The 11,079-nt window shown below is 69.1% G+C and carries 14 protein-coding genes; 5 read left to right on the top strand and 9 right to left on the bottom strand.

Annotated features, from left to right (window positions below):
* Positions 1–54: 54 nt before the first annotated feature.
* Complete coding sequence (locus OG555_RS18115) at positions 55–1,038, top strand: nitrilase family protein (protein ID WP_329484076.1); 984 nt, start codon at positions 55–57, stop codon at positions 1,036–1,038.
* Here OG555_RS18115 and ispF read toward each other — a convergent pair.
* The 3 genes from ispF to OG555_RS18100 are packed head-to-tail and all read right to left on the bottom strand — an operon-like array spanning position 1,032 to position 2,740.
* Positions 1,032–1,442: a 2-C-methyl-D-erythritol 2,4-cyclodiphosphate synthase gene (ispF, locus tag OG555_RS18110; protein ID WP_329484840.1), complete on the bottom strand. Its 411-nt coding sequence runs from the start codon at positions 1,440–1,442 to the stop codon at positions 1,032–1,034. The genes OG555_RS18115 and ispF overlap by 7 nt on opposite strands.
* Before the next feature lie 56 nt (positions 1,443–1,498).
* Positions 1,499–2,194, bottom strand: coding sequence for a 2-C-methyl-D-erythritol 4-phosphate cytidylyltransferase (gene ispD, locus OG555_RS18105; protein ID WP_329484075.1), 696 nt, complete (start codon positions 2,192–2,194; stop codon positions 1,499–1,501).
* A 60-nt stretch (positions 2,195–2,254) separates the two neighbouring features.
* Positions 2,255–2,740: a CarD family transcriptional regulator gene (locus OG555_RS18100; protein WP_012918679.1), complete on the bottom strand. Its 486-nt coding sequence runs from the start codon at positions 2,738–2,740 to the stop codon at positions 2,255–2,257.
* A 275-nt stretch (positions 2,741–3,015) separates the two neighbouring features.
* On the opposite strand from OG555_RS18100, the gene OG555_RS18095 reads away from it, so the two are divergent.
* On the top strand, positions 3,016–3,582 hold the full coding sequence (locus OG555_RS18095) for a hypothetical protein (RefSeq protein WP_329484074.1): 567 nt from the start codon (positions 3,016–3,018) through the stop codon (positions 3,580–3,582).
* A gap of 15 nt (positions 3,583–3,597) precedes the next feature.
* Here OG555_RS18095 and OG555_RS18090 read toward each other — a convergent pair whose 3' ends face one another.
* The 3 genes from OG555_RS18090 to OG555_RS18080 all read right to left on the bottom strand — a co-directional run bounded on the left by OG555_RS18090 (position 3,598) and on the right by OG555_RS18080 (position 6,590).
* Complete coding sequence (locus OG555_RS18090; protein ID WP_329484073.1) at positions 3,598–4,614, bottom strand: iron-siderophore ABC transporter substrate-binding protein; 1,017 nt, start codon at positions 4,612–4,614, stop codon at positions 3,598–3,600.
* Between the two features lie 87 nt (positions 4,615–4,701).
* A complete protein-coding gene (locus OG555_RS18085) occupies positions 4,702–5,379 on the bottom strand; it encodes a response regulator transcription factor (RefSeq protein WP_133787236.1) in 678 nt (225 codons plus the stop codon).
* Entirely contained in the window at positions 5,376–6,590 is a 1,215-nt protein-coding gene (locus OG555_RS18080) for a sensor histidine kinase (protein WP_329484072.1), read from the bottom strand. Before OG555_RS18080 ends, OG555_RS18085 begins: the two co-directional genes overlap by 4 nt.
* 206 nt (positions 6,591–6,796) lie before the next feature.
* Between OG555_RS18080 and phoU the strand changes: the two genes are divergently transcribed.
* From phoU to OG555_RS18065, 3 genes are all read left to right on the top strand, one after another.
* Positions 6,797–7,504, top strand: coding sequence for a phosphate signaling complex protein PhoU (gene phoU, locus OG555_RS18075; protein ID WP_329484071.1), 708 nt, complete (start codon positions 6,797–6,799; stop codon positions 7,502–7,504).
* A gap of 534 nt (positions 7,505–8,038) precedes the next feature.
* Complete coding sequence (locus OG555_RS18070; protein ID WP_329484070.1) at positions 8,039–8,293, top strand: hypothetical protein; 255 nt, start codon at positions 8,039–8,041, stop codon at positions 8,291–8,293.
* A gap of 33 nt (positions 8,294–8,326) precedes the next feature.
* Positions 8,327–8,560 (top strand): hypothetical protein, encoded by a 234-nt coding sequence (locus tag OG555_RS18065; protein ID WP_329484069.1) that lies wholly within the window; start codon positions 8,327–8,329, stop codon positions 8,558–8,560.
* On the opposite strand, the gene OG555_RS18060 is transcribed toward OG555_RS18065, so the two are convergent.
* Genes OG555_RS18060 through mshA form a run of 3 tightly spaced genes read right to left on the bottom strand, consistent with a single transcriptional unit; the run spans position 8,541 to position 11,075 of the window.
* Positions 8,541–9,287 carry a phosphoglyceromutase gene (locus tag OG555_RS18060; protein ID WP_329484068.1) on the bottom strand — a complete coding sequence of 249 codons (747 nt, stop codon included), beginning with the start codon at positions 9,285–9,287 and terminating at the stop codon, positions 8,541–8,543. The two genes, OG555_RS18065 and OG555_RS18060, sit on opposite strands and share 20 nt — an antisense overlap.
* A 10-nt stretch (positions 9,288–9,297) precedes the next feature.
* Positions 9,298–9,786 (bottom strand): YbjN domain-containing protein, encoded by a 489-nt coding sequence (locus tag OG555_RS18055; protein WP_329484067.1) that lies wholly within the window; start codon positions 9,784–9,786, stop codon positions 9,298–9,300.
* A complete protein-coding gene (gene mshA / locus OG555_RS18050) occupies positions 9,783–11,075 on the bottom strand; it encodes a D-inositol-3-phosphate glycosyltransferase (RefSeq protein ID WP_329484066.1) in 1,293 nt (430 codons plus the stop codon). The genes OG555_RS18055 and mshA overlap by 4 nt, the downstream gene beginning before the upstream one ends.
* Between the last annotated feature and the right edge of the window lie 4 nt (positions 11,076–11,079).

Raw genomic sequence — 11,079 nt, 5'->3', positions numbered from 1 at the left:
TTCGTACCGAACGGCTATTGGACGTCATCGATGCCCGGGCGTTTCGATGGTCGTATGACAGCCTTCCGCGCCGCCGTCGTCCAGTTCGAACCGACTCCCGATCAGCCCGCGATCAATCTCGCCACGGTCGAACGGCTGGCCCGGCAGGCGGTCGCCGACGGCGCCCGGCTGGTCGTGTTCCCCGAGCTGTGTCTGCTCGGCTACTGGCACCTGCGCCGGCACACCGCCGAGCGGCTGCACGAGCTGGCCGAGCCGGCCGACGGGCCGCTGGTCAGCCGCGTCCTCGCCCTGGCCAAGGAACTGGACGCCGGGATCGGTGCCGGGTTCCTCGAGGATGCCGACGGCAAGCTCTTCAACGCCTACGCCGTGTGCCTGCCGACCGGCGAGGTCCACGTCCACCGGAAGCTGCACGCGTTCGAGCACGAGGCGATCGCGAGCGGGTCGTCGTACACGGTGTTCGACACGCCGTGGGGGTTCCGGGCCGGGGTGCTGGTCTGCTGGGACAACAATCTGGTGGAGAACGTCCGGATCACGACGTTGCTCGGCGCAACCGTCCTGCTCGCGCCGCACCAGACCGGCGGGACGAACTCCCGCAGCCCGCACGGCATGAAGCCGATCCCGCAGGAGGTCTGGGATCGCCGGGGGCAGGATCCGGAGGCCGTCCGGGTGGCCTTCGACGGGCCGAGCGGGCGGGGCTGGCTGATGCGGTGGCTGCCGGCGCGGGCCCACGACAACGGCCTGTTCGTCCTGTTCAGCAACGGCGTCGGCCGGGACGACGACGAGCTCCGCACCGGGAACGCGATGATCCTCGATCCGTACGGCCGGATCGTCGCCGAGACCCCGGTGCCCGACGAGGCCGTGGTGGTCGCCGACCTGGACCTCGAGCTGGTGCCGATGGCAACCGGCCGCCGCTGGCTCCGCGGCCGCAGGCCCGAGCTCTACGGCCTGCTGACGCAGGTCATAGGAGACGAGCTGGACCCGAGGGCCGCACGCTTCTCGACGGATCCTGTCAGCTTGCCGGGACCGGAGCGTCAGTAGATCAGGGCGGTCGCGATCGCCGCGATGCCCTCGCCACGGCCGGTGAACCCCAGGCCGTCGGTGGTTGCGGCGCTGACCGACACCTCGGCATCGCAGGCCGCGCTGAGCACCTTCTCCGCCTCCTGCCGGCGGGCACCGATCCGCGGCCGGTTGCAGACGATCTGGACCGAGACGTTGCCGATCTCGAATCCCGCGGCCCGCACCCGCCGAGCCGCCTCCGCCAGGAGCGCGACTCCGGCGGTACCGGCCCACTCAGGCTCCGCGGTGCCGAAGTTCGACCCCAGGTCACCCAACCGCGCCGCACTCAGCAACGCGGTGCAGATCGCGTGCGCTGCCGCATCCCCGTCCGAGTGGCCCGAAAGCCCGGAAGCCTCATCCGGCCAGTGCAGACCGGCCAGCCACATTGGGCGGCCTTCCTCCAGCGGGTGTACGTCGATGCCGTTCCCGACCCGTGGGACCTTCACGCCAGCCGCCTCTCCGCCAGCAACGCCTCGGCCAGCAGCAGGTCCTGCGGTCGCGTCACCTTGAACGCGTCCGGCGACCCCTCGACCGTCATCACGGTGACTCCGAGCCGCTCACACAGCATCGCGTCGTCGGTCGCCCCGACCACGCCGGCGGCATGCGCACGGCGCAGTACGGCGGGATCGAACCCCTGTGGCGTCTGTACGGCGACCAGCGACGACCGGTCGGGTGTGTCGACCACTTCACCCGTCGGCGCGACCCGCTTGATCGTGTCGGTCACCGGCACCACCGGTACGACGGCCTGGGCTCCACCACGGACCGCCGCGACGACCCGCTCGATCACCTCGACCGGGACGAAGGCACGCGCCGCGTCGTGCACCAGGATGCAGTCGATCCCGTCGACCGGGACCATGTCGAGGGCCGTCCGGACCGAGTCGGCCCGCTCGGCGCCGCCCGGGACCACGAGCAGCCGGGCGTCACCGGCGTACGGCTCGAGTTCCTTGCCGACGGCCTCTTCGGTGCCCGGCGGGACGGCGACCACGAAACAGCTGAGGTCGGCGGCGGTCGCTGCCTTCAGTCCACGGACCGCGTGGACCAGCAGCGATTCGCCACCGACCTCTCGAAACGCTTTGGGTGTCTCACCACCGAGCCGTAACCCGAGCCCGGCCGCCGGAATGATCGCCGCGGTGCTCATGCGAACTCCGGGCAGGACGGCAGGATCACGTGTTCCGACTCGACCTGATCGTGGTGCTGATCAGGAGGCGAGGACCTCGTCGAGGATGGCCTCCGCCTTGTCCTCGTTGGTGTGTTCGGCCAGGGCCAGCTCGGAGACGAGAATCTGGCGAGCCTTCGCCAGCATCCGCTTCTCACCGGCGGACAGACCACGGTCACGCTCACGGCGCCACAGGTCGCGAACGACCTCCGCCACCTTCATCACGTCACCGGAGTGCAGCTTCTCCAGGTTCGCCTTGTAACGACGCGACCAGTTGGTCGGCTCCTCCGTGTGCGGCGCCCGCAGCACGTCGAAGACGCGCTCCAGACCGGCCTGATCCACGACGTCACGCACGCCGACAAGATCGAGGTTGCACGCGGGGACCCGGACGACCAGGTCGTTCTGAGCGACGATCCTCAAGACCAGATAGGTCTTGTCCTCACCTTTGATCTGACGGGTCTCGATGTCCTCGATGACGGCCGCACCATGGTTGGGGTAAACAACCGTCTCGCCGACTGTGAAAGTCATATGTCACGTGCCCCTTTCCGAGTCCTATCCTACCACGCGGTCGGTGGTCCGGTCGGGACGTTTGCGCTGGTCAGAGGCCACTTCTCGGGTTGACAAACGCTCTCAGCCGTGCCTCGTGCGTACGCGAACTGTTGCCCAGGACACCACTCCGGGACCTCCGTGACACCCGGTGAGACCCCTCCCGCCGTCGGGTCCGGGCGGGGTGCGGGCTACGCTTTGGTGCGCCGGAGGCGGCTGCCTGACGGCGTCGAACAGCTTGTAGGAGAGGGATTCCAGTGCCGATCTCGTTGTCCTCGCGGTCCGTCCGGCGTACCGCGCTGGCGGGTGCCGCCGCCACTCTCAGTATTGCGCTGGCGGCGTGCAGCGCGAGCTTCGGTGCGCAGACCCAGAAGCCGTACCAGGCGGCCGAGGGCAGCAACGCCGACTCCGGCTCGCTCCACGTCCGCAACATGCTGGTGCTGGCGGACGTGGACGGCAAGGGCGAACTGCACACCGTCATCGTCAACGACGGCATCGAGGACGACACCCTGGTCAAGATCGCGCAGGCCCCGGCCGGCACGCCGGACGGCCAGGCCGGCGGCGACCAGCCCGCCGACGTCACGTTCAGCGAGATCAAGACGCCCCTGGACCTGAAGGCCGGGACGTCGACGCTGCTGCCGCCGGCGACCGGTACGGAGACCGACAGCGGTGAGGCGAGCGGCGACCCGATCACGGTCACCGGCGGCAAGCCGGGCCAGGTGGTCAACGTGACCATCACCTTCGGCAAGGCGGCGCCGATCACCACCTACATCCCGGTGCTGAGCGACGACTACTACTCACCGGGCCCCCTGGGCCAGCAGTAGTCGTCCAGCACGCTGTCAGCCCTTGGCCTGGGCTGCCTTGGTCAGGCCCGGCAGCATCTTGTCCAGGACCCACGGGACACTCAGCACGCTGACGGCGCTCATCCCGGAGATGACCTGCTGGTCCTGCAGGGCGTAGGCGCCGCCGCGCTTGACCGCGCCGAGCGACGAGAAGACCGGGTCGGACAGGAACTTCTGCGTCCCGATCCCGTCGACGTACGCGACCAGGACGTCGGCGTCGACATCGGCGATCTTCTCCTTACTGATGGCGAGGGAGAACTCCTTCTTGGTGTTGGTCTTCTCCAGCGCCTCGACGCCCGGCGCGTTCTCGAAGCCCATCTCGTTCAGGATCTGCACCCGCGGGTCACCCGGCAGGTAGACGTAGTTGTCCGGGCCGAACGAGCCGACCGTGATCGTCTTGCCCTTGAACTCCGGGTGCTGGCTCGCGACCTGGGCGATCTTGTCCTGGATGCCGGTGATCAGCTTCTCCGCGTCGGCCTTCTTGCCGAGCGCCTCACCGACCAGCAGCGTCTGGTCCTGCCAGGTGGTCTGCCACGGCGCCCCCGGGTACGCGACCGTCGGCGCGATGCCACTCAGGGTCTTGTACGTCGCCTCGTCGAAGCCCTCGTACGGCGCCAGGATCACGTCCGGCTTCAACGCCGCGATCTTCTCGAACGGGTACTTGTCGCCGGTGTCGAGCAGCGTGGTCTTCGCCGGGTCGAACTCGCCAGCGCCCCAGGCAGTGGTTCCCGCCGCGGTTTGGCCGTACGTGACCTCCGGCATCCCGACCGGGGTCTCACCGAGGGCGTAGACCACGTCCTGCGCGTTCCAGCCGAGCGTGACGATCCGCTCCGGCTTCTCGGTGATGGTGGTCTCGCCGAACGTGTTCTTCAACGTGACCGGGAACCCGGCGGACGCCGTACCGGCCGAACCGCCGGCCGACTTGTCGGCGTCGCTGCCGCACGCGGCCAGTGTCGTCGCGACCAGTACGGCGGTGACAGCCGCACCGATCACGCGGGGACGGGACCAGGACATCGTGACCCTCCTCAGAAAAGCGGTTGCCTCAACTAAGGAGAGCCTAAGCTAACCCCGAAGGTCGTGGCGACCTGCGGGGGATGTGACTCAGGACTCGAACTTGTAGCCCAGGCCACGCACCGTCACCAGGTGCTGCGGGTTCGACGGGTCCTTCTCGAGCTTGGAGCGCAGCCGCTTGACATGCACGTCAAGGGTCTTGGTGTCGCCCACGTAGTCGGCGCCCCAGATCCGGTCGATCAGCTGCCCGCGGGTGAGCACCCGGCCGGTGTTGCGCAGCAGCATCTCGAGCAACTCGAACTCCTTCAGCGGGAGCCGGATCTCGGTCCCCGACACGGTCACCACGTGCCGCTCCACATCCATCCGGACCGGGCCGGCCTCGAGCGTGTCCGGCAGCAGCTCGACATCCTGGCCGCGGCGCAGGACCGCGCGGACCCGGGCCAGCAGCTCCCGCGGGCTGTACGGCTTGGTCACGTAGTCGTCCGCGCCGAGCTCGAGGCCGACGACCTTGTCGACCTCGGTGTCCTTGGCACTGACGATGATCACCGGGACGTTGCCCCGGCTGCGCAGTGCCCGGCACACCTCCGTGCCGGACAGACCCGGCAGCATCAGGTCGAGCAGGACGATGTCCGCACCGGCCCGGTCGTACTCGTCCAGCGCGTCCGGTCCGGTCTCCGCGACGGCGACCTCGAACCCTTCCTTGCGCAGCACGTACGACAACGCGTCGCTGTAGCTCTCTTCGTCTTCGACGACCAGCACTCGGGTCACGAAGCTGCCTCCTTGGTCCTGTCTGACGGGGTGGGCGCCAGGTAGATGGCCGGCTCCTCCTGGCTGGAGGAATCGGTCTGACCCGCGGCGGGTTCCAGCCGCAGCGGGAGTCTCACGGTGAAGGTGGAACCCTGGCCCTCGACGCTCCAGACGCGCACGTCGCCGCCGTGGACGGAGGCGACGTGCTTGACGATCGAGAGGCCGAGGCCGGTGCCACCGGTTTCGCGGCTGCGGGCCCGGTCGACCCGGTAGAAGCGCTCGAAGATGCGTTCCAGGTCGCTGCTCGGGATGCCCACGCCCTGGTCGGAGACGGTGATCTCGACCAGGTCGCCGATCGGGTGCGCGGCGACCGCGACCCGGGTGCCGTCGGGGCTGTAGTTGACCGCGTTCTCGACCAGGTTGCCGATCGCGATCGACAACTGGTCCTCGCTGCCCATCACCTCGAGCGCCGGCTCGGTCTTCACCACGATCTTGATGTCGCGACCCTCGGCGTCCACCCGGCAGCGATCCACCGCGCTCTCCACGACCGCGTTGATGTCGACCGGGCCGGGGTTCTCCAGCGGGTCGTCACCCTGCAGCCGGGACAGCTCGATGATCTCCTTGACCAGCCGGCTCAGCCGGGAGGCCTCGACCCGCATCCGGTCGGAGAACCGCTGCACCGCCTCGGGATCGTCGGCCGCCTCGGACACCGCGTCGGCGAGTAGGATCAGCGCGCCGACCGGGGTCTTCAGCTCGTGGCTGACATTGACGGTGAAGTCCCGCCGGATCGCCTCCAGCCGGCGCTCGCGGGTCCGGTCCTCGACCAGGACCAGCACCAACTGGCTGCCCAGCGGCGCCACCCGGGCACTCACGAACTGCGTCGCGCCGAGCCGGCCGCGGACGATCTCCAGGTCCTGCTGGCGGATCTCGCCGTCGCGGCGGACCGCCCGGACCATGGTCAGGATGTCGTCGACCACCAGCCGCTCACCCCGGACGATGCCGAGCACGTGCGCCGGCGCGCTGGCCTGGAGCACCTGGTCCTCCGGACCCATCACCACCGCGGACGAACGCAGTACCGACAGAACGGTGGCGACGCCGTTGGGCACGATAGGGTCGGGGGACTCCGGGATCTTGCGCTGGGCCCGCTCGGACAGCATCATCGCGCCGAGCGAAAGCAGGGCCAGGGCCGCGCCGATGACGCCGCCCAGCACCGCAGCCAGCGTGGGGTCCACGGCAACGATGCTACGCGGGCAACCAGCAGGGAAAGACCGAATGATCACCGGATGACCGGGACACGACCTAACTGTTCATCGGTCGTTCACCACTCGTCGCCATCCGGCAACCTCGACGGCATACGGTCACCGGTGGACGGGTACAGGCAAGGGCCTGCCACCCCGCTCACCGTGGCACCGGACACCACAGATCGGAATCGAACACAATGCGTGACAGCTACCACGAGCAGCTCGACGACATCCTCGCCGAGCTCGAACGGATGACGCGGACGGTGTCCACCGCCGTCCGCCGATCGACCGCCGCCCTGCTGGAAGCGGACATCCGCAGGGCCGAAGAGGTCATCGCGGCCGACATCCAGCTGGACGCCGCCGGTGAAGGTGTGGAGGAGAAGGTCTTCGAGCTGATGGCGCGGCAGTCGCCGGTCGCCAACGAGCTGCGGATGCTGGTCGCGGCGCTGCGGATGGTGGCCGACCTGGAGCGGATGGGCGACCTGGCCGCGCACGTGTCGAAGATCGCCCGGATGCGCTACCCGGCCCCGGCGATCCCGGCCGAGCTGCACGACGTGATCGAGGAGATGGGCACCGTCGCGGGCAAGATGGTCGACGCGGCCGGTGACGTGATCTCGTCCCGCGACGTCGAGGCGGCCGGCAAGCTCGAGGCCACCGACGACGAGATGGACAAGCTGCGGACCAACCAGTTCCGGCTGATGATGGACGAGGCCTGGCCGCACGGCGTCGAGGTCGCGGTCGACATGGCCCTGCTCAGCCGGTACTACGAGCGCATCTCCGACCACGCCGTCGCGATGGCCCGCCGGGTCGTCTACCTGGTCACCGGCGAGCTCCCGGTCGCCGTCGGCGGCACCGCCGCCGGCTCCGGCGCCGGCGCCTCCACGCCCAACCCGAACGGCAACTGAGCTCCACCAGCCAGCAGGCGCCTCCGGCAACAGTTGCCGGAGGCGCCTTTTCGTTGCCCGCAGAAGCGCATCAACGTGCGACGCGGACCGGGTCTGCTTGCCTGCGCCACCGCCCTACGAACGGATATCCGGCTCTTCTGCTCGAGCTGGGCGGACGTGGCGCACTCATCAACCCGGTCCATCAGCCGCCCACTGCTCGCGGCCGAGCGTGGCATCTCCGGCATCGCACTGCTGTGAGTGGTGCAGGTCCGGGCAGCGGCCCGGCATCGCCTAACCCGCCACCGCCGCAGGGCGGGGTGTGGCGGACCTCCAGGCCATCACAATCAACGAGACGCCGCGACCGCCCGCGGGAAGCCGTCGCACTCGCGGCGTTGTGATGGCCTGGCCATCCGGCCGATGGCCCGCGAAGCACCCACGGAACCGACAACAGAGCCGGCTAGCCCTCGCGTCGCGAAGAGGCGGTGCCGACCAGGTGCACACAGGCTGGTCGCAGAGCAGGATGGCGGCCTGCGGGTTTCCGATAGCTTTCCGGACGTGGACGAATCTCTCACGGACCGACTGACCAGTACCGACCTGTCATCCATGAACGGTGCCGAGTTGCTCGCACATCTCGACGCGGCGGAACAGCACATGAGAAATCTCCAGAGGGCCAAACTCGCTCTCTTGGAGGACAACCCTCAGATCGTCGCCCAACGGCCCGAACTGCGTGCCTTGCGCGATCAGCTTCGGAGCATGGACCTTGACGCCGTCACGGGCGCCGACTTGTCCACAGCTCAGCACAACGCCTGAGAGTCGTCGGTGGAAGTGGATAACTTCACCGACATGACTGATTCAGAGATCACGCAGGCGCTCGATGCCGACCTGTCCGCCATGAGTTTGCCGGAACTCATGGCCGGCGCCGCAGCGAGCTATCACGAATTGAAGCGGAGCCGAGCGAGGTTACTCGAGCTCCTGGAGGAGAACCCGGAGGCGGTCGCGCAGCATCCCGAGCTTCGGGACGAGCTCGAGCACCTGCGGGCTCTCACGCCAGAACAGATCAGCGGCCCTGGTTCTTGACGGCTTCGATGGCTTCTTTGGCGGCGGTGGGGTCGAGGTACTCGCCGCCGGGGGTGAGGGGGTGGAAGTCCTCGTCGAGCTCGTAGTAGAGCGGGATGCCGGTCGGGATGTTCAGGCCGACGATGGTCTTCTCGTCCAGGTTGTCCAGGTGCTTGACCAGCGCGCGGAGCGAGTTGCCGTGCGCGGCGACCAGGACGGTCTTCCCGGCCCGCAGGTCCGGCACGATCGCGTCGTACCAGTAGGGCAGCATCCGCTCGACGACGTCTTTGAGGCACTCGGTCGCGGGCAGCAGCTCCGACGGCAGCCCGGCGTACCGCGGGTCGCCGGCCTGGTCGTACTCCGAGCCGCGCTCAATCGCCGGCGGCGGCGTGTCGTACGACCGCCGGAACAGCATGAACTGCTCCTCGCCGAGCTCCTCCAGGGTCTGCTTCTTGTCCTTGCCCTGCAGGCCGCCGTAGTGCCGCTCGTTCAGCCGCCAGGACCGCCGTACGTCGATCCACTGCCGGCCGGCCACCTCGAGCGCGATGTTCGCGGTGCGGATCGCCCGGCGCAGCACCGAGGTGTGCAGCACGTCGGGGAGCAGGTCGCGGTCGCGGAGCAGCTCGCCGCCGCGCTGCGCCTCCTCGACACCACCCGCGTTCAGGTCGACGTCGACCCAGCCGGTGAACAGATTCTTGGCGTTCCAGTCGCTCGTGCCGTGGCGGAGCAGGATCAGGCGATAGGTCATGGTTGCCAGCCTACTGGGGCTCCAGCCAGCCCTTGAACGCGTCCAGGTTTCGAGTGGATTCGCCCCGGGCGACGCGCCAGTCGTACTCCTTGCGGATGGAGGACGCGAACCCGAGCTCCAGGATCGTGTTGAACGACGTGTCGGCGTACTCCAGCACCGCTCCGAGCAGCCGGTCCACCTCGGTCGGCGTGATCGCGTGCAGCGGGACCCGCCCGTCCAGGTGGATGTCGCCCAGATGGTCGACGGCGAACGCGACGCCGTACATCTTCAGGTTCCGCTCCAGCAGCCAGCGGTAGACCGCGGCGTGATTCTCGTCCGGGTGCCGTGCTACGAACGCGTGCACCTGGAGCGACTGCGCCCCGACCGTCAGCGTCACCGTGGTCTTCAGCTTGCGCTCCCCCGGCAGGTCGGCGGCGAAGACGCCCGGCTCGCTCTCGGTGAACTCGAGTTCGTTCTCGGTCAGGACCTGGCGGATCACGTCCGCCGCCGACACTCTCACCCAGCCACCTCCGCGGCGATCTCGGCCGCCATCGTCCGCGTGGCGGTCCGGTACGCCGCCAGCGTCTTGCGGGCGGTCAGCTCCCAGCCGAATCCCTGTGCGTGCTTGACCGCCGCCCGGCTCATGCTCTCGCGCGTGAGCGGATCCGTCGCGATCCGGCCCAGCGCGTCGGCGAAGTCGTCGACGCTGTGCCCGCGCACCAGCAGCCCGGTCTGCCCGTCCAGCACCGCCGTACTCAGGCCGCCGACCGCCGCCGCGACCACCGGCGTACCGCAGGCCTGCGCCTCCAGCGCGACCAGCCCGAAGGATTCCGAGTACGACGGAACGCAGACAACTGATGCGGCTCGGTACCAGTCCGCCAGCACCGGCCGCTCCATCGGCTTCACGAACCGGGTCACGTCGTCGACCCCGAGCGCCCGGGCCAGCTCGGCGTGCGCCTCGGGGTGCTCCATGCCGTTGCCCGACGGACCGCCGATGATCGCGACGATCAACCGCTCCCGCAGCGACGGGTCGCGCTCGAGCAACCGCGCGGCCGCCCGGATCAGCAGATCGGGCGCCTTCAACGGCTGGATCCGCCCGACGAAGGCCAGTACGACGGCGTCCGCCGGCACCCCGAGGGTGTGCCGGGCCGAGGCCAGATCACCGGGGCTGAACATGTCCAGATCCACGCCAGGGTTGACCACCTCGACCTTCGCGGGCTGAGCGCCGTACAGCCTGATCAGCTCCTGCGCCTCGTCGTCGGTGTTGGCCAGGAGGCGATCCGCGGACTCGACCACCTGCTCCTCGCCGATCAGGCGCGCCGGCGGTTCGGGTACGTCGTCCTCGGCCAGGCTGGCGTTCTTCACCTTGGCCATCGTGTGCATGGTGTGGACGAGTGGGACGGCCCAGCGGTCGCGGGCGAGCAGACCGACCTGCCCGGACAACCAGTAGTGCGAGTGGATCACGTCGTACCAGCCGGGCTCGTGGATCGCCTCGGCCCGCAGGACCGCCCGGGCGAACGTGCACAGCTGGGCGGGCAGTTCGTGCTTGGTGAGTCCTTCGTACGGCCCGGCCGCGACGTTGCGAACCATCACGCCGGGCATCAGCTCGACCCGGGCGGGCAGCGCGGACGACGTCGCCCGGGTGAAGATGTCGACCTCGATCCCCAGGCCGGCGAGCCGCTTCGACAGCTCCACCACGTAGACGTTCATGCCGCCCGCGTCCCCGGTGCCCGGCTGGTCGAGCGGTGAGGTGTGCAGGCTGATCATCGCGACCCGCCGCGGTGGACGGTCTGCGGACGGTTCGGTCACGTGG

Origin of the sequence: Kribbella sp. NBC_01484 (assembly GCF_036227145.1) — a bacterium.
Classification (GTDB): Bacteria; Actinomycetota; Actinomycetes; order Propionibacteriales; family Kribbellaceae; genus Kribbella.
Note: the sequence above shows the minus strand (reverse complement) of the source record. Positions and strands in the feature narration are given on the sequence as shown.